An 18,135-nucleotide genomic window follows, 5' to 3' on the forward strand; every position below is an offset into this window, starting at 1 on the left:
CCCCCCGGATTAGCCCCAGCCATTTTGGATAGCCGTGGTTATTTCATCAACGAATACACGGGTTTTGGTGGGGGTAAGCTGTCCCGGTGGCATCACCGCATAAACTTCACCCTCGTCAGCCCCCTGCCATTCCTTCATCACGACCTCCAGCTTACCGTCTTTGATGGCAGAGCTGACAAGCCAGTCAGGTAATAACGCGATGCCGGCAGAATGGATGGCTGCGATCAGCAATGACTCTGAGTTGTCAGCGGCTAACTGTCCCTGAGGAGTGACCGTCGCTTTCTCCTTTTCCTTTTTTAAGATCCAGTCAGAAGACGAGTAGGTTCGCACGAAAGCCAGACAGGCGTGCCCTTCAAGGTCAGCTGGCGTTTCGGGTGTGCCGTGCGTGGCGAGATAGTTCGGAGAAGCCACGAGGATATTTTTGAAAGAGGCTATCTTTCGCGCCCGTAGCGTACTGTCACTTAGTTTTCCCACGCGAATAGCCATATCGAAACCTTCTGCCACAACATCGACAAATCGATCGATATATCTCGCGTCAAAACGCATTTGTGGGTATGCGGCCATGATAGACGGCAGCAAAGGAGCAACCCAAAGGCGACCAAAAGCAATCGGTACAGATATCCGCAGCAATCCCTGAGCACTGGCAGCAAAGTTGCTTGCTTCTCTGCTGGCACTGTCCAGTTCATCAAGTAAAGCCCTCACCCTGCGTGAATAAATCACACCGACTTCAGTTAATGAAACACGTCGCGTTGTTCTGGAAAGCAGCTGAACACCCAGCTGGCTCTCAAGATGGCTGACTCTGCGTGAAAGAATTGTCGCATCACGTCCAATCCGCAGCGCCGCATTTCTGAAGCTGCCGGTCTCGGCAACAGCAATAAACGCGGATAAATCATCGAAACTCATCCTGCCAATTGATTCGTGCATATTTCGCATCTCTGAATTGCTTTTTCGGTTAATTGTTTTCCCATAGTGCACTAATTAAAATTTCAGTGTCAAAAATATCAGAGGAACCAAAAATGAAAAATTTCCTGAGTATCGGTACCGGCCCCGGCATGGGTTATGAAACTGCCGCACGCTTCGCCCGTGAAGGTTTCCGTATCATTCTGAGCGCCCGTAACGCTGAAAAGAGTGAAGAACTGTCGCGTAAGCTCAAAGATCAAGGCTTCAGCGTTGAGTGTCGTCGTGTCGATGCAAGCAGCGCAGAAAGTATTGCTGACCTGATGTCAGAAGTGCAGCAACAGTTTGGCGACATTGACGTCATTCATTACAACGCTGCCGCCATGCGTCAGGACACGATTGACTCTCAACCGGCGAAAAGTTTCAACGAAGATTTAGCGGTAAATATTGGCGGAGCGCTCGCTGCAACAAAAATGGCAGCGGCTGAGATGAGCACGCGTAAAAACGGCACAATCCTCTTAACTGGCGGTGGATTTGCTCTGGCTCCCCATCCGGAGTTTATATCTTTAAGCATCGGTAAGGCCGGTATTCGCTCACTGGTTATGGGACTGTTTGAACCGCTGAAAAAAGACAACGTGCACATTGCCACTGTAACGGTATCAGCATCAGTCACTGCGGACTCGAAAGAAGCCAGGGATGTGGGTGAACTGTTCTGGCAGCTTCATAGTCAGCCAGCGGACCAATGGACATTTGAAATGAACTATTCTGCCTGAATATTGAGTTAAATAAAGCTGCTCATTTCTTTATTGGCAATTTAATTTACCGGAATTACTGGAAAAATATGAACGTTATTAAAGCTTATGCGGCGCAGTCACATGATGCGCCTTTACGTCCTTTTTCAATCCCTGCAAAAGAGGTTGGAAAAAGCGATGTTGCGATAGAAATTCTGTTCTGTGGTGTCTGCCACTCAGACTTACACGCCGCTCGTGGTGAATGGCCGGGCATTCGTTTTCCAATTGTGCCCGGACATGAAATTGTTGGTCGTGTAAAAGCGGTCGGCGAAGGCGTATCTGAACATAAAGTCGGTGATATCGTTGGTGTCGGCTGTATGGTTGGCAGCTGCCGCCATTGCGATTCGTGTGAAGATGGCCTTGAGCAATACTGCGAAGGCCCTCACGGCTGGCAGCAAACTTACAACGGTTGGCTTGATGGCACCGGCGAAAACACCTACGGTGGCTATGCAGCAGCTATCACCGTTGATGAGCATTTCGTACTGAAGATCTCTCATACTGAAAACCAGCTTGCAGCCGTCGCGCCCCTACTTTGTGCCGGTGTTACTACCTGGTCTCCGCTACGTCACTGGAACGTGGGCCCCGGTAAAAAAGTGGGTATCGTTGGTATCGGCGGACTGGGTCACATGGGGATTAAGCTGGCAAAAGCTCTGGGCGCACATGTGGTTGCTTTCACCACCTCGGAATCCAAAGTTCAGGCAGCAAAAGACCTGGGCGCTGATGAAGTGGTTATTTCCCGTCATCCTGACGAGATGGACGCTCACAATAAGTCTTTCGACTTTATCCTGAATACGGTCGCGGCTCCTCATAACCTTGATGCCTTCATGACGTTGCTGAAAAGAGATGGCGCGATGACGATGGTCGGTATTCCTGACAGTCCCCATCCATCACCTTCCGTCGGTAATCTGGTTTTCCAGCGCCGTTCACTGGGTGGATCCCTGATTGGAGGCATCGCCGAAACGCAGGAGATGCTCGACTTCTGTGCGGAAAAAGGCATTACTTCTGATATTGAAATGATTCAGATGGCCGAGATTGAAGTCGCGTTTGAACGCATGAAAAAAAGTGATGTTAAATATCGTTTCGTGATTGATATGGCAACTATTTAATATGTTTTGATTAGCATGGAAACACGTTAAAGCACTATCAATTTTAAGCGCGGCTTTTTGGTTGCGCTTATTTCATGGCATGGATTATGGCGTGCTGACTCAATCTTTCTTTAAATAAAGCCGGTCAAGCCGTTGTAAATTTTCACGTTTAATTCAGGCGCTTTAATAATCTGTGTACTGTAAACAAAACGTCCGCTTCACGCCCTGAGGCATTCGACAAGTTTTGTATGAATGGCTTTTATCTTTTGGGAATAGCGTAGCATTAACTCTAATGCTGACTCGGCATCTTGCGGGTGAAATTGTCAGCGCATTCACCGGAGGATGGAAACCTCCGCAACGTTAAGCCATCACTCTCCCACCTGATAAACCGTCCCTATCGCACACCGCTGAACGCCCTCCCGGGAGACAGCGGCGTCAGGACATATCCAATTTTATGTTGACACATTCCTTAGTGACCACTATAAATTGCAATTAAATAGTGATCACTACATATTTATCTTCACTGCTGACGGTTGACATGGCCACGATAAATGATTCACGGCAGGACAGGAACTGAATGGATCCAACAATCTCAGAGGAACTGATCGCCTGGCTACAGGCGATGGGGTCACTCGGGCCGGCTTTGTTTGCCGGTGTTTTTATCCTTGCCACGTTGTTGTTGTTTCCGGCTTCACCGCTGGCGATGTTGGCAGGGTATTTGTACGGTTCGCTGACCGGTTCGGTGGCAACTTCATTTGCCGGACTGACAGGGCCCTTAATCAGAAAGTAACCCGTAAATCATCATTCAGATGCGAGGATTTAAGCATGACCAAGCCAGTGTATGTAAAGGAATACAACGAGATCGTTAAGGTACTGAATCAGTACAATGAAGGTGGCAAACAAGCTGACAGCAGTATCATGAAACCGGCTTTCAGCAAGGAAGCAACCATTTACGGCGTTGACGGTGACGACAAACTGACCGGCGGGCCTATCCAGGGATTATTTGACACCATTGACTCAGCCTTCCGCCCATCGCCGAAAGCACAGGGCGTTATCGTAAACATCGATATTGTGGGTACCGCTGCCAGCGCGCGTATTGATACTAACGATATCTCTGGTTTCTGCTTTACCGACTTTTTCAATCTGCTCAAGGTCGATGGCAAATGGACGGTGATCAGCAAAATCTATCATACCCACGTTGCCCCCTGATTAACTGACCGTCGGGATCTCATCCCCTGATGCCTGCCCTCCAGCCTCGACTCAGGAGCGACAGGCATCGCTTTTTATTGTTCCGTCATCAGCCATCCCGTTGCGGCGGAAAACATCGCCCGGGCCATGCTTGATGCCGCGCTGGATCCTGTTCCGGGTAAGAATGTGGTGCAGTCGGAGCAGATGCTCTGAGTTCTCTGGCTGATGTTAACTTTGAAAAGAAATGAACTATGGCAACGGCAACTATTACCCCAGTTGATTTATCAAAGGCTTTTCGTCTGATAAACCACGGCCCCACGACGCTGGTATCGGCCCGGCATGAGGGTGTGGATAATGTGATGGCGGCATCATGGGTTTGCGCCCTGGATTATGCCCCGCCAAAGCTGACCGTGGTGCTGGACAAGATGGCTCGTACGCGCGAGCTTATTGAAAAAAGCGGACAATTTGTTATTCAGGTTCCGACTGTTGCACAGATAGCGTTGACACACCATGCAGGAACCCACAGCCTCCACACCGATCCGGAAAAAATGACGCATCCTGCCATCCGGGTGTTTAAAATGCCCGGTACGGATATGCCTTTTATTGAAGGCTGTGCCGGATGGCTCGCCTGCAAGGTTATCCCGGAGCCGCATAATCAAAGCACTTATGATCTGTTTATCGGAGAAATCACGGGAGCCTGGGCAGATTCGCGAATCTTCAGCAACGGCCGCTGGAAGTTTGATTCCGCTGATCCAGCCTGGCGAAGCCTGCACTACATTGCCGGAGGACAGTTTTATGCCACCGGTGAGGGAATGACTATTGGTGGTCAGGAAATGCCATGATTACCCCGCCCAGCCCGGGCGGGATCAAAGTGCCGGGTGTCTTATAATTGCGGCAGGAGCCGAACGGCCTGGGCTGCGATGCGCTTTAGTTCAGCCTGCGAGATACCATCCTGAGCGGGTATCGACATGCCTTCCAGCAGCGTATTCAACGTCAGGGCAAGGCCATCCACATCGGTATCAGCCGGCAAATGACCGGTCTGCTTACCCGCCTGCAAGCGTTCCCTGAAGTAAATCCTGCCTTCCTCTCGCAATGCCTTAACCGCATCGTAGACATCTTTTGAATCCGGTGAAACGTTGATGGCCGCCAGAACGACCAGGCAGCCACAGGGTGCCTCCTGACTGGTGAGAATCACGGCGGCTGCTGCAAAAAAGTTATGGATAGCGTCATACACGTTTTCTTCCTGACGCATTCTTTCCCATGGCTCATCCCAGAACGTTCTTTCGTAGTAGTCCACCGCCTCCAGAAAAAGCTCCGCCTTGCTGCCAAAGGCCGCGTACAAGCTGGGCGGATTGATATCCATCACCCGGCAAAGTTCACCGACAGAGGCGGGTTCGTATCCGCAGCGCCAGAAAACACCCAGTGCGCGAACCAGAGCCTTGTCCCGGTCAAAATTACGGGGACGCCCTCTTCGTGAGGGAGTACTGTGCGTCAAATCTGTCATATTCCTGCCTGATGAAAAAGTAAAAATGATGACTCACTATACAAGATTTTGAGCTCATGTGTCGTCGATGGGCCGTGTTAACCCCGCCCACTCAGTCCCCTCCTTCAGCGAGGAGAAGGCACGCAGCGCGTTATAACCGCTCCGGATCATCTGACACAGCAGCGCCTCATTTTCAGCGTCCTTTCCCGACTCCCGGGCGTCAAGCCGTCGCAGTCCAGGATAACCCGCAATAGCGACAACACTACCTCCTGAATCAGCAGCGATGGTCAGGGAAAGCAAAAAATATGCTTGCCTTTTTATTTAGTGGTCGCTATAAATATCAGTATATATTTAGTGACTACTACATAAATATAGCATCAAGAATATGACACAGGAAACAGAATGAACCCGAAATTTGCACCTTTATTTGAACCCTATGCGCTTAATAATGGCGTCATCATTAAAAACCGTTTTACCGTTGCGCCAATGACACATTTTGCCTCCCACGAAGACGGCAGCATCAGTGATGAAGAGCGTAACTTTCTGACCAATCGCTTTGACGGATTTGGCCTTTTTATCGCTGCTGCAACTCTGGTTTCCCCGGAAGGTAAGGCGTTTGTCGGCCAGCCAGAAGCTATTGGTGAGAAAGACTTACCCAGCCTGCGTGAAGTCGTGCGAATTGCTAAAAAACAGAGCGCCACGGCCATTCTTCAGATCCACCACGGTGGTCACCTTAGCATCCCTGAACTGTTAAACGGCCGGGATAGGGTGGCTCCTTCCGCAGATGAGCAATCGGGAGCCCGGGCTCTCACCGGCCAGGAAATTCACGATCTGATTGCAGCATTTGCTAATGCGGCGCATTTGGCCATTCAGGCAGGGTTTGATGGCGTTGAGATACACGGAGCCAATAACTATCTGATCCAGCAGTTTGTATCAGGAGAAAGCAACCGTCGTACCGATGAATGGGGCGGCACCATTGAGCAGCGTCTACGGTTCCCGCTAGCTATTGTTGATGCAGTCATGGAAGTGAAGCAAAAGTATGCCAGCGAAAAATTTATCGTCGGTTATCGTTTCTCTCCGGAAGAACCGGGTGCGCATGGTCTGACGATGAAAGACACTTTTGCCCTGATTGATGCACTGGTACAGAAACCCCTGCAGTATCTGCACGTTTCGCTGTGGGACTTCTACAAGAATGCTCGTCGCGGTGCAGATACCTCACTGACCCGTATGCAGCTTTTGCACCAACGTATTAACGGCAAACTGCCGCTGATTGGCGTCGGTAACCTCTTTACTGCAGACCAGATCCTCGAAGCCTACATGACGGGGTGGGCAGAATTTATTGCTCTGGGTAAAACCGTAATGATGAACCCGGATCTTATCAGCCTGATCACGTCAGGTCAGGAAGACCGGATTGTGACGGCTATCAATCCGCATAAGGAAGACCGTTACCGCATTCCGGATAATCTGTGGAACCAGAATATGCAGCGTCTTTCCTACCTGCCTCCGGTGAAAGACGACACGAACTGGCAGTCGCCGGATATTTAACCCACGGGTAATAAAGGAAAAGTTTTCCTTTTATTCGCATGACTTCCGCAGCTGACATGTGCGTCAGCTAAAATGCCCAAACAGAAATACAACATGAATCACATTCAGAACAAAACCGCCGTTGTGACAGGAGCTTCCTCAGGTATTGGTGCCGCCACGGTAAAAGCACTGCTCGATAAAAACGTTAATGTGGTCGCGGTCGCGCAAAATATCGAACGTCTTAATGCGTTCGTGGAGCCCCTGAAGCAGGCTGGGCATAATATTTCTGGCTATGCTGCCAGCGTGGCGGAGCTGGATTCAATGAAATCCGTTGCTGACTTTGCGGTGAAAACCTATGGCTCGGTTGATATTCTGGTGAACAACGCCGGTCTGATGCTGTTCTCATACTGGGAAGACGTGGCCATTGATGACTGGAACAAGATGGTTGACGTCAATATCAAGGGTTACCTGAACGGGATTGCCGCCGTGCTGCCGCAGATGATAAAGCAGAAGTCAGGCCACATCCTGAATATGGCCTCCGTAGCCGGCCACCAGGTTGACGCCGCTGCGGGTGTCTACAGCGCCACCAAGTTCTTTGTTCAGGCGATGACTGAATCCATGCGTAAGGATCTTGGCGTCAATCATGGCATCCGCGCCAATACCGTGAGTCCGGGCGTAATCAATACCGGCTGGGCGGATAAAGTCAGCGATCCTGAAGGTCGCAAGGCTGCTCAGGAACTGAACAAGATTGCCATCAGTTCAGAAGATGTGGCCAATGCCGTGATTTATGCGCTGAACCAGCCGGATAACGTCACAGTAAACGATCTGATCATTTCTCCTACCCGTCAGAACTGGTAATAATTCTGCATTATCACTGCGTTATTGAAAATGCCCTGGCTTACCGAAAGGTAGAAAATGCTGAGGCATTTTTTTTGTACAACCTGAAGTGCCAGTGATAACCCGAAAGTTGAAGAAACCCTCTTTCTGATTACGCCAGGGATTTTCAAACGTTATGTAAAAGAAACCACGGGTGAAACTGATGAAAAATGGAAGCAGGTTCACAAGAAATTTCAGAAACTGACGGCACGAATCGTAACCTTCTGTAATCCATGCGTGAAATTGCTGCCTGCGTTCCCTTGCTTGTGACAGTGATATAGAAGGATAATCGCCTGTACTGAGTTTGGTATCTGTAAGCAATGTGTACACAAAAGCGACAAATTAATGCTATTCATACTAAGCCACCCTTAAGCGTGATAAAAAGCAGTTTAAACTCAAGGCATTGATATGAATAAAATAGTTGAAGAGAACTCAACCATCTTAAATGGTTATCCAGTGACAGCCTATGCCATCCGATAATATTTACGCAGAGAAGCGTCTGCCAAGCCCATTCCGCCATACCTGGCGGCTGTTCTATCGCGATACCACCGCGATGATCGGCTTTTATGGCTTTATCGCCCTGCTGCTGCTGTGTGTATTGGGCGGACTGCTGGCACCTTACGGTCTCGATCAACAGTTTCTTGGCTATCAGTTACTGCCGCCGTCATGGTCGCGTTATGGCGATGTCTCCTTCTTTCTTGGTACCGATGATTTAGGGCGTGATGTATTAAGCCGCCTGTTAAGCGGTGCCGCGCCGACCGTCGGTTCCGCCATACTGGTCACGGTGTTTGCCGCACTGTGCGCCATGGTGCTTGGGGTGCTGGCCGGATTAACCCACGGACTGCGCTCAGCGGTAATGAACCACGTGCTCGACACCCTGCTGTCAATTCCCTCCCTGTTACTGGCGATTGTGGTGGTGGCATTTTTAGGGCCACGGCTGGAACATGCCCTGCTGGCAGTCTGGCTGGCGGTGTTGCCGCGTCTGGTTCGCGCCATTTACAGCGCGGTCCATGACGAGCTGGAAAAAGATTACGTGATTGCGGCGCGCCTTGATGGTGCCAGCAGTTTCAATATTCTGCGCCACGCGATTCTGCCCAATATTTTATCGATTCTGGTTACCGAATTTACCCGCGCACTGTCGATGGCGATACTGGATATCGCAGCGCTCGGTTTCCTCGACCTCGGCGCACAGTTGCCCTCGCCGGAATGGGGCGCGATGCTGGGTGACTCGCTGGAGCTGATCTATGTTGCCCCGTGGACCGTAATGCTGCCGGGTGCGGCAATTATGATTAGCGTATTGATCATTAACCTGCTGGGCGACGGTATCCGCCGCGCCATTGAAGCGGGAGTGGAATAATGCCGTTACTCGATATTCGCAATCTGACAATTGAATTTATGACCGCCGATGGCCCGGTTAAAGCGGTCGATCGCGTCAGTATTACCATGAGCGCCGGTGAAGTTCGTGGGCTGGTTGGCGAGTCAGGCTCGGGTAAAAGCCTGATTGCAAAAGCGATTTGTGGCGTCACTAAAGACAACTGGCGCGTCACCGCCGACCGTATGCGTTTTGATGATGTCGATCTGCTGCAACTTTCGCCACGCGAGCGCCGCCGTATCGTCGGCCATAACGTGTCGATGATTTTTCAGGAACCGCAATCCTGTCTCGACCCGTCGGAAAGTATTGGCCGGCAAATTATGCAGGCGATTCCGGGCTGGACCTATAAAGGTCGCTGGTATCAGCGTTTTCGCTGGCGTCACCGCCGCGCCATTGAGCTGCTGCACCGCGTCGGCATCAAAGATCACCGCGATATTATGCGCAGCTTCCCCTATGAGCTGACCGATGGCGAGTGTCAGAAGGTGATGATCGCCATTGCGCTGGCTAATCAGCCGCGCCTGTTGATCGCAGATGAACCGACCAACGCCATGGAGCCGACCACCCAGGCGCAAATCTTCCGCCTGCTGTCGCGACTGAATCAGAACAATAACACCACCATTCTGCTGATCAGTCATGACCTGCAAATGATGAGCCACTGGGCTGACCGAATTAATGTGATGTACTGCGGTCAGACGGTGGAAACTGCCCAAAGTGAGGATCTGATCTCTTCTCCACATCATCCTTATACTCAGGCGTTAATTCGCGCGATGCCCGATTTTGGTCGCGCACTGCCGCATAAAAGCCGTCTGAATACCTTGCCCGGTGCCATTCCGTCGCTGGAGCATCTGCCGGTCGGCTGCCGACTTGGGCCGCGCTGCCCGTATGCGCAGAAAAAGTGCATTGATACGCCGCGTCTGACCGGCACCCGATCGCATCTGTATGCCTGTCATTTCCCGCTCAATATGGAGGGGCAGTGATGGTCGAGACGCTGCTTGAAGTGCGTAACCTGAGTAAAACCTACCGCTATCGCACCGGATTGTTTCGCCGTCAGCACGTTGAGGCGGTGAAAGATGTCAGCTTCACCCTGCGCGAAAAGCAGACGCTGGCGATTATTGGCGAGAATGGTTCGGGAAAATCGACGCTGGCTAAGATGCTCAGCGGCATGATCGCGCCCACCGCCGGTGAGATGCTGATTGACGATCATCCATTGCAGTATGGTGATTATGGCTATCGCAGCCAGCGCATCCGCATGATTTTTCAGGATCCCTCCACGTCACTGAACCCGCGTAAGCGCATTGGTCAGATGCTGGATTTTCCGCTACGACTGAACACCGATCTTGACGCCGCCGCGCGTGAAAAGCGCATTATTGCCACGCTGCGTCAGGTTGGCTTGCTGCGCGATCATGCAGCTTACTATCCGCATATGCTGGCTCCCGGTCAGAAGCAGCGTATCGGTCTGGCACGCGCGCTGATCCTGCAACCGAAAGTGATTGTCGCCGATGAAGCGCTGGCGTCGCTGGATATGTCGATGCGCTCACAGCTGATTAACCTGATGCTTGAACTGCAGGAGAAACACGGTATCTCTTATATTTATGTGACCCAGCACCTCGGCATGATGAAACATATCAGCGATCAGGTGATGGTAATGCATCAGGGTGAAGTGGTAGAGCGCGGCAGCACCGCCGAGGTGCTGGCCTGTCCGCTGAATGATTTGACCAAACGACTGATTACCAGTCATTTCGGCGAAGCATTAACCGCCGATGCCTGGCGACGCGATCGCTAAGCCACAGAACTTGACGGGCCACAGGCATGCGACTCTACGCTAGTGTAAAGACTCGTGCTAGAATGCCGGGTCGATTCACGTCGGTCGCTCATTTATTGTCCAAAGCGGCCGCCAACAACAATGACCATAAGGATTACAGCTATGGGTTTTCTTTCCGGTAAGCGCATTCTGATTACTGGCGTTGCCAGTAAACTCTCTATCGCATACGGTATTGCGCAAGCGATGCACAAACAGGGCGCTGAACTGGCTTTCACCTACCAAAACGACAAATTGAAAGGTCGTGTGGAGGAGTTTGCTAAAGATCTGGGCTCTGACATCGTTCTGCCTTGTGACGTTGCTGAAGATGAGAGCATCAAAGCGCTGTTTACTGAACTGGCAAAAACCTGGCCAAAATTTGATGGATTCGTTCACTCCATCGGCTTCGCGCCTGCTGACCAGCTGGATGGCGACTATGTTAACGCTGTGACCCGCGAAGGCTTTAAAATCGCGCACGACATCAGCGCATACAGCTTCGTGGCAATGGCCAAAGAGTGCCGCGCGATGCTGAACCCGAACGCCGCCCTGCTGACCCTGTCTTACCTGGGTGCCGAGCGCGCAATCCCTAACTACAACGTGATGGGTCTGGCTAAAGCGTCTCTGGAAGCGAACGTGCGCTATATGGCGAACGCGATGGGCCCGGACAGCGTCCGTGTGAACGCCATCTCTGCCGGTCCAATCCGTACGCTGGCCGCATCCGGCATCAAAGATTTCCGTAAAATGCTGTCCCACTGCGAAGCGGTCACCCCGATTCGTCGCACTGTGACCACTGAAGACGTGGGTAACTCTGCGGCCTTCCTGTGCTCCGATCTCTCTGCCGGTGTGACCGGTGAAGTTCTGCACGTTGACGGCGGCTTCAGCATCGCTGCCATGAACGAGCTGGAACTGAAATAAGTTCGACGGGCGAGGCTTGCCTCGCCCTGCTGTTCCCGTCAATCGTCCCGCTCCCTTTCTGTTATACCTTTCTGATATTAATTATCACCCAACAATCTTTTGTGCATTCCGCGGCTTACGCCAGGATAGTTATGCCATCCAGGCCCGACGTAACCGCATTTTTCTCTCCCTTAACCAGTCGAACGTCCGGGTCAGTTAACTTGAAAAGGAATGACCATGGAGCAACGCCGTTATTCCGGCAACAATCACTGGTATCACGAAACGCAATCCAGTGTGGGTGCTGAGCAGGAGTCTCCGCTGGTGCCTGAAGCCGCGGAAGTGGAAGATCGTTTCCTGCTGGGTCTGACGCAACAAGCGAGCGCTACGTTGCTGTCGACATTAAACTGCCAGCATGACGCGTTACAGGCCGCACGTCATATTAGTGTGATCCTGCTACCGGAGGCGCTGAATACTTCGCTGACCCATACATTAACCCTGTATGACCGCCTCTGTACCGCGCTGACCGTCGCGCAAGTGACCGGCCTTCAGCGCCTGTGTAATCACTATGCTGCACGACTGAATCCGCTGCCAGGGCCAGACTCTTCGCGGGAAAGTAATAATCGTCTGACGCAAATCACCCAATATTCACGCCAGCTGGCCAGCCAGCCGACGCTGATTGACCGCGCCGCGCTGCGCCGGCTGGAAGAGGTCGGCCTGACCGAACCGGATATTATTACCTTCAGTCAGCTGATTGGTTACGTCAGTTATCAGGCACGCGTGGTCGCCGGGATTCAGGCAATGATGGCGCTGCCGGTGCGCTGGATTCCGGGCATCACCACCCCGCCGGATGCCGACAGCACCCGCTTCAGCCAGCAAACTGAGTGGCAACCGCAACTGCCGTCGGTTGAGCTGCGCTACGCCAGTGCTGAACAGCTGGAAGCGCTGACCTTTTGTCAGCCGCAGCAGACATTGCAGCACAGTGCCTGGCTGTTAGCGCACGACGCTAAAGCGCTGTACGGCTGGGCGCAGCTGCTCAACGCGCAGCAGGAGCAACAGAGCGAGCATGATGCGCTGGCCAGCGCGGTCAGTGCGCGAATTAATGGCAGCAACAGCTGCTTTTATCGCTATCAGGGAGAGTGGCGGGAAGCGTTAATTCAGGGTATTGATGACGCGCTGACGGCAAGTAAGACGCAACCCGCCGCGCAGGCGGTCATGCAGGCGGCAGCCCAGCTCACCCGCTCACCGGAGCGCTTCAGCGCGGCGCATTTACAACCGTTAGTGGCAAACGGTTTCTCAACCACCGCGCTGTTTAAGCTGATTCAGAGTGTGGCGCTGGCTAACTGGAATAACCGCCTGATGCAGACGCTGGGCGGCTGAGCGACTCTTCACTTAACCAGCGACGAACCTCGTCAAAAAAGTGCTGAGCCAGCGGCGTAGCGCGTCCCGGCTCGGCGATCACCACTGCCGCGTGACGCGTCATCGGCGCGATTAACAACTGACGACTTTTCAGTTCCGGCGTCATCGCCGGTAGTAAATGACCGCCGGGCGTAATCAGGCAACCCAGACCGACCTGCACTGCCTGTAACAGCTGGAACACCGACGTGGTTTCCATAATCACCCGTAGCGGCAAGCCTGCTTCGCGGAAATGGCCGTCAATGTAGCGACGAAAATAACGGGTTGGCTCCGCCAGACACAGCGGCAGTGCCGCAATCTGGCTGAGCGTCAGCGGCTCACTGTCGTCAAGCTGTGGAAAATGTTGCGGGTGGTACAGCAATTCAACGCCGTTGTCCGCCAGCGGTTCCGCCTGAAAATGCAGCTCGCGCAGCGTGGCCAGTTCAAAGAACCCAATACCGACATCCACCGTATGACTGTTTAACGCATCCAGCAGTTGATCGGCGCTCAGCACCGCCACCCGATAATCCAGCTGCGGATAACGGTCGCTGATCGCTTTCAGCATCAGCGGCAACGAGATGCTGCACTGCGGTACCACGCCAATCCGCAGCGTACCGGTAACGCCATGCTTAAGTGATTCGACTTCCAGCTTCAATCCCTGGTAAACAGAGACAATTTCCCGCGCCCACGCCAGCACGCGCTCGCCTTCAGCGGTAAAACCGGCGAAGTTATTGCTGCGATTGATCAGTGACAGTCCCAGTTCGCGCTCAAGATTTTTCAGCCGCATCGACAGCGTTGGCTGGCTGACAAAACTGGCCTCCGCCGCACGACCAAAATGACGCTCACGTTCGAGATTGCACAGATAAATAAGTTGCTTTATATCCATTATTCTTATATTTCAATTATTTACATTAAATTTAGCTGAAGCTAAACATTAAGCTGACCGCGTATTCTCAGCGGGCATCACAGTGTCAGAGTGGCATTCCGGCAAATGTCCCACGTTTCTTTGACGCGGTAAACTGGCAACCGATTGCGCCACGCTATTTTTTACAGCGCAGCCAGCCGGCGCGTCAGATGCCTGTTTTTCGTCACAAATTCAGTCACTTTTACGCCATTTCTGCGAGAGTTCTCGACAACATCGCCCTGGATTCTGGTAAGGTATGCGGCTCAAGTGCGAAAATTCTGGAACACTCTATGTTGTCAACAATCCTCTATCGCAGCCACCTTTCTGATGATGTTGCAGAAATTACTCTGGCAGAGCTGGCAGATAAAGCAAACAAAGTTAACAATGCGTTTGATGTCACGGGTATTTTGCTGTTTAACGGCACCCATTTCTTTCAGCTGCTTGAAGGCCCTGAGGATGCGGTTAATACCATTTATCAGCGTATCTGCCGCGATGCCCGCCACCATAATGTGGTCGAGCTGCTGCGCGATTATGCACCGTCACGCCGCTTCGGTAACGCCGGAATGGAACTCTTTGACCTGCGCGAATATGGTCAGGCGACGGTTTTGCAGGCGGTGCTTGATAAAGGAACCACAAAATATCAGTTGACCTATGATGATCGGGCGTTGCAGTTTCTGCGTACTTTTGTCGAGGCCAGAGAACGGGAAAACTATTTTGAAATCCCGCCGGCTGACTACTGGGATTTTGTGGTCGACGAAACGGCAACCACAGCAGAGTGTTCCCTCCCCGCTTTCGGGCCGTACCATTTTGCCTTTCAGCCGGTTATCGACCCCTTTGGTCGAAGCATTGTTTCGCTTGAGGCGCTGATTCGCAGTGCGGACGGCGGTTCGTCGCAGCACTATTTCTCGCAGTTAGCGCGGGAAGATATTTACCGCGCCGACCTTGAATCGAAGAAACAGGCTTTTGCTATGGCAAAACAGCTGGGTATCCACCAGCAAACTCTGTCCGTCAACCTGTTACCGATGTCGCTGGTAGTCATTCCTGAAGCAGTGGATTTCCTGCTGCGCGAGATAAACGCCAACCAGCTGGTGCCTGAACAGATCGTGGTGGAAGTTACGGAAAATGAAGTTATCTCCCGCCTTGACGAGTTTCAGGCCGCGATTAAGCAGTTAAAAGCCGCAGGAATCAGCTTCGCCATTAATGATTTTGGTGCCGGGTTTGCCGGACTTTCATTACTGGCGCGATTCCAGCCTGACAGAATTAAAATTGACCGTAACATCATTCGTGATGTGCATAAAAGTGGCCCAAAACAGGCAATTGTGCAGGCCATCGTCAAATGCTGTTCGGCACTTGAGATCGCGGTAATTGCTGCTGGCGTCGAGAAGGCCGAAGAGTGGATGTGGCTGGAAGCCGCCGGAATCTTTCATTTCCAGGGCGCGTTATTTGCCAAAGCTACCCTTAATGCCATCCCGCCGGTGGCGTGGCCTGAACAAAAATAAGCCTCCAGGTTCAGCCAGCTGCGAATAGCGCTTATTGCGCTGGCTGAATTGCACCGTGCGTGCGCACCAGGTTGAGAACGATATTATTGTAAGAGATAATTATTTTCATTTACCTGGAAAGCGGGATGTCAGATTACTTATTACTGTTTGTTGGAACCGTTTTAGTTAACAATTTTGTGCTGGTGCAGTTCCTCGGCCTCTGCCCGTTTATGGGGTCCTCGAAGAAAATTGAGATGGCCATCGGCATGGGGCTGGCAACCACCTTTGTCCTGACCTTAGTGGCAGTACTGGCGTGGGTTGCCAATCATCTGATCCTGGCTCCGCTGGATATGGGCTATCTGCGCATTCTGGTGTATATCACCGCCAGCGCGGTCGTGGTGCAGTTCACCGAAATGGTGATCCGTAAAACCAGTCCGTCGCTGTACCGTTTACTGGGCATCTTCCTGCCGTTAATTACCACCAACTGTGCCGTGCTGGCGGTCCCGCTGTTAAGTACGAATCGCAGCCATGGTTTTTTCGAAGCCGCATTCTATGGTTTCAGTGCCGCGGTTGGCTTCTCGGTGGTGATGGTGCTGTTTGCTGCCATGCGCGAAAGACTGGATCTGGCTAAGGTTCCGCTGCCGTTTAAAGGCTCACCGATTTCCCTGATCACCGCCGGACTGATGTCGTTATCATTTATGGGCTTTATCGGTCTGACTGAGGCATGAGCCGCTGCCGGACGGCGCTTTAGCTAATTCCCAGCGCCGTTTTCACCTCATTGGCAATTTTTTCCACCTGCGGGCCATAAATCACCTGCACATCATGCTCGTTAACCCGGTTAACGCCGTTGGCACCGGTGGTCATCAGCGTCTGATCGACCACTTCTTTCATATCTTTCACCCGCACTCGCAAACGGGTAAAGCAGCAATCGACATCCTCTATATTGCTCTCGCCGCCCAGCCCGCTGATGATCACTTTCGTGCGCTCATCGGCGGCCACCGGTGCAGCCGTGTCAACCTCTGCAGATTCACGCCCCGGCGTTTCCACCTGCATGCGTCGGATAATAAAGCGGAAGCTGTAATAATAGAGTGGTGCATACACCGCGCCCAGCGCGATACTCCACCACCACTGGGTTTTACTGCCGCCAAGAATACCAAACACCACCAGGTCGATCGCCCCACCCTGCACATTGCCAATCATCAGCTGCATCACCGACATCAGCATAAATGACAGCCCGCTCAGCAACGCATGGAGGATATACAGCAGCGGTGAGACAAAGATAAAGCAGAACTCCAGCGGCTCGGTAATGCCGGTGGTAAATGAGGTCAGCGCACCCGCCAGCACCAGCGCTTTCACCCGCTGTTTATGCTCCGGCCGCGCGCAGTGGTAAATCGCCAACGCGGCCGCCGGTAAACCAAACATCATTACCGGTATTTTACCCTGCGCGAGAAAGCGCGTGGCGCTGCGCACGATATCATCAGGAATCGATCCGGGATGCGTCAGCGCCGCATTAAAGATATTCAGCGCGCCGACAATACTCTGGTTATCAACGGTGGCAATGCCGCCAATCGGCGTAAAGCGCACGGTTTCATTAAGTATATGGTGCAGCCCGGTGGGGATCAGAATGCGCTCAAAGGTGCCATACAGAAACGCACCGTACTGGCCGCTTTTGCCAATCAGTTCGCCGACCCAGGCGATGCCCGCGCCAATGGTTGGCCAGAGGGTTGCCAGCAGCACACCGACCAGCGGCAAGACCACTACCGTGACGATCGGCACAAAACGTCGCCCGCCAAAGAAGCTGATCGCCGTCGGCAGTTGCTGAGTATAGAAACGGTTATGCAGCGCCACGGTGATCAGACCGGCAATCACCCCGCCGAGTACGCTCATATTGTAAGTAAAAATGCCGAGCATCGGGATATATTCGGCAGACGTCATCATCGCCGTGGTCTGATCCATACCGGCTTTCTGCAACGCGTCAGCGGTGGTGGTCGCCGCCGTCAACCCTTTCGCTGCCAGCGTCGCACTGACGCCGACATGCATGGCGATAAAGCCAATCACCGCAGCAAACGCGGCGGTCGGTTTCTCCGCCTTTGCCAGCCCGATAGCGCTGGCGACAGCAAAAAACAGCGGCAAATTAGCAAACAGCGCCGCCGCAATCTGACGAATAAATCCGATAATCAACTGCGGTGTTTTCAGTTGGGCAAAGGCTTCGCCGGTAATCGCCGGATTTTGCATCGCGGCGGCCACGCCTAAAAATATCCCGGCGGCGGCAATTACCGAAATCGGCATCATCAGCGCTTTCCCGAAGGCGTGAACTTTACTGCCAAAATCTTTCATAATCCGCCCCTGTGTTAGCCTGTTAAAGATTCATTATTAGCCAACAAATTAATAAACACGCTGAATTGATGATTTAATCGCCAGTAAAATTTGACCAGTATCACAGTTTTTGCCGC

General features: G+C 52.4%; 18 protein-coding genes and 1 pseudogene. 14 read left to right on the top strand and 5 right to left on the bottom strand.

What is annotated here, in order from left to right; all coding sequences use genetic code 11:
• Positions 1 to 9 precede the first annotated feature (9 nt).
• A complete protein-coding gene (locus NG42_RS09545; RefSeq protein ID WP_241488334.1) occupies positions 10 to 924 on the bottom strand; it encodes a LysR family transcriptional regulator in 915 nt (304 codons plus the stop codon).
• Between the two features lie 92 nt (positions 925 to 1,016).
• On the opposite strand from NG42_RS09545, the gene NG42_RS09550 reads away from it, so the two are divergent.
• From NG42_RS09550 to NG42_RS09570, 5 genes are all read left to right on the top strand, one after another.
• A complete protein-coding gene (locus NG42_RS09550; RefSeq protein WP_052899071.1) occupies positions 1,017 to 1,670 on the top strand; it encodes an SDR family NAD(P)-dependent oxidoreductase in 654 nt (217 codons plus the stop codon).
• Positions 1,671 to 1,738: 68 nt separating this feature from the next.
• Positions 1,739 to 2,794: an NAD(P)-dependent alcohol dehydrogenase gene (locus NG42_RS09555; protein WP_052899072.1), complete on the top strand. Its 1,056-nt coding sequence runs from the start codon at positions 1,739 to 1,741 to the stop codon at positions 2,792 to 2,794.
• A gap of 556 nt (positions 2,795 to 3,350) precedes the next feature.
• Positions 3,351 to 3,563: a TVP38/TMEM64 family protein gene (locus NG42_RS09560; RefSeq protein WP_052899073.1), complete on the top strand. Its 213-nt coding sequence runs from the start codon at positions 3,351 to 3,353 to the stop codon at positions 3,561 to 3,563.
• A 35-nt stretch (positions 3,564 to 3,598) separates the two neighbouring features.
• Positions 3,599 to 3,982 carry a nuclear transport factor 2 family protein gene (locus NG42_RS09565; protein ID WP_052899074.1) on the top strand — a complete coding sequence of 128 codons (384 nt, stop codon included), beginning with the start codon at positions 3,599 to 3,601 and terminating at the stop codon, positions 3,980 to 3,982.
• A gap of 230 nt (positions 3,983 to 4,212) precedes the next feature.
• Positions 4,213 to 4,803 (top strand): flavin reductase family protein, encoded by a 591-nt coding sequence (locus tag NG42_RS09570; protein WP_052899075.1) that lies wholly within the window; start codon positions 4,213 to 4,215, stop codon positions 4,801 to 4,803.
• Between the two features lie 41 nt (positions 4,804 to 4,844).
• Here NG42_RS09570 and NG42_RS09575 read toward each other — a convergent pair whose 3' ends face one another.
• Positions 4,845 to 5,465 (bottom strand): TetR/AcrR family transcriptional regulator, encoded by a 621-nt coding sequence (locus NG42_RS09575; RefSeq protein WP_052899076.1) that lies wholly within the window; start codon positions 5,463 to 5,465, stop codon positions 4,845 to 4,847.
• 381 nt (positions 5,466 to 5,846) lie between these two features.
• Here NG42_RS09575 and NG42_RS09585 point away from each other — a divergent pair, with 381 nt between their 5' ends.
• Together NG42_RS09585 and NG42_RS09590 are read left to right on the top strand one after the other, a co-directional pair.
• Positions 5,847 to 6,989, top strand: a complete 1,143-nt coding sequence (locus NG42_RS09585; RefSeq protein ID WP_052899078.1) for an NADH-dependent flavin oxidoreductase — start codon at positions 5,847 to 5,849, stop codon at positions 6,987 to 6,989.
• 93 nt (positions 6,990 to 7,082) lie between these two features.
• A complete protein-coding gene (locus NG42_RS09590; RefSeq protein ID WP_052899079.1) occupies positions 7,083 to 7,826 on the top strand; it encodes an SDR family oxidoreductase in 744 nt (247 codons plus the stop codon).
• A 219-nt stretch (positions 7,827 to 8,045) separates the two neighbouring features.
• Here NG42_RS09590 and NG42_RS23455 read toward each other — a convergent pair.
• Positions 8,046 to 8,150, bottom strand: a pseudogene (locus tag NG42_RS23455) (integrase arm-type DNA-binding domain-containing protein); the annotation flags it as partial.
• Positions 8,151 to 8,310: 160 nt separating this feature from the next.
• Between NG42_RS23455 and sapC the strand changes: the two are divergent.
• The 5 genes from sapC to NG42_RS09615 all read left to right on the top strand — a co-directional run bounded on the left by sapC (position 8,311) and on the right by NG42_RS09615 (position 13,285).
• Entirely contained in the window at positions 8,311 to 9,201 is an 891-nt protein-coding gene (gene sapC, locus NG42_RS09595; protein ID WP_052899080.1) for a putrescine export ABC transporter permease SapC, read from the top strand.
• Positions 9,201 to 10,193 (top strand): putrescine export ABC transporter ATP-binding protein SapD, encoded by a 993-nt coding sequence (gene sapD / locus NG42_RS09600; RefSeq protein ID WP_052899081.1) that lies wholly within the window; start codon positions 9,201 to 9,203, stop codon positions 10,191 to 10,193. Before sapC ends, sapD begins: the two co-directional genes overlap by 1 nt.
• Positions 10,193 to 10,999, top strand: a complete 807-nt coding sequence (sapF, locus tag NG42_RS09605; RefSeq protein ID WP_052899082.1) for a putrescine export ABC transporter ATP-binding protein SapF — start codon at positions 10,193 to 10,195, stop codon at positions 10,997 to 10,999. The genes sapD and sapF overlap by 1 nt, the downstream gene beginning before the upstream one ends.
• Positions 11,000 to 11,140: 141 nt before the next feature.
• Positions 11,141 to 11,929: an enoyl-ACP reductase FabI gene (gene fabI / locus NG42_RS09610; RefSeq protein ID WP_052899083.1), complete on the top strand. Its 789-nt coding sequence runs from the start codon at positions 11,141 to 11,143 to the stop codon at positions 11,927 to 11,929.
• A gap of 216 nt (positions 11,930 to 12,145) precedes the next feature.
• Complete coding sequence (locus tag NG42_RS09615; RefSeq protein WP_052899084.1) at positions 12,146 to 13,285, top strand: CMD domain-containing protein; 1,140 nt, start codon at positions 12,146 to 12,148, stop codon at positions 13,283 to 13,285.
• On the opposite strand, the gene NG42_RS09620 is transcribed toward NG42_RS09615, so the two are convergent.
• On the bottom strand, positions 13,245 to 14,186 hold the full coding sequence (locus NG42_RS09620) for a LysR family transcriptional regulator (RefSeq protein WP_052899085.1): 942 nt from the start codon (positions 14,184 to 14,186) through the stop codon (positions 13,245 to 13,247). The genes NG42_RS09615 and NG42_RS09620 overlap by 41 nt on opposite strands.
• A gap of 308 nt (positions 14,187 to 14,494) precedes the next feature.
• On the opposite strand from NG42_RS09620, the gene NG42_RS09625 reads away from it, so the two are divergent.
• Together NG42_RS09625 and rsxA are read left to right on the top strand one after the other, a co-directional pair.
• On the top strand, positions 14,495 to 15,703 hold the full coding sequence (locus NG42_RS09625; protein WP_052899086.1) for a diguanylate phosphodiesterase: 1,209 nt from the start codon (positions 14,495 to 14,497) through the stop codon (positions 15,701 to 15,703).
• A gap of 125 nt (positions 15,704 to 15,828) precedes the next feature.
• On the top strand, positions 15,829 to 16,410 hold the full coding sequence (gene rsxA, locus NG42_RS09630) for an electron transport complex subunit RsxA (protein ID WP_052899087.1): 582 nt from the start codon (positions 15,829 to 15,831) through the stop codon (positions 16,408 to 16,410).
• Positions 16,411 to 16,429: 19 nt separating this feature from the next.
• Here the strand turns inward: rsxA and NG42_RS09635 are convergent, their stop codons facing one another.
• Entirely contained in the window at positions 16,430 to 18,019 is a 1,590-nt protein-coding gene (locus NG42_RS09635) for a PTS transporter subunit EIIC (protein WP_052899088.1), read from the bottom strand.
• Positions 18,020 to 18,135: the final 116 nt, after the last annotated feature.

Source organism: Winslowiella iniecta (genome assembly GCF_001267535.1).
Taxonomy (GTDB): Bacteria; Pseudomonadota; Gammaproteobacteria; order Enterobacterales; family Enterobacteriaceae; genus Erwinia; species Erwinia iniecta.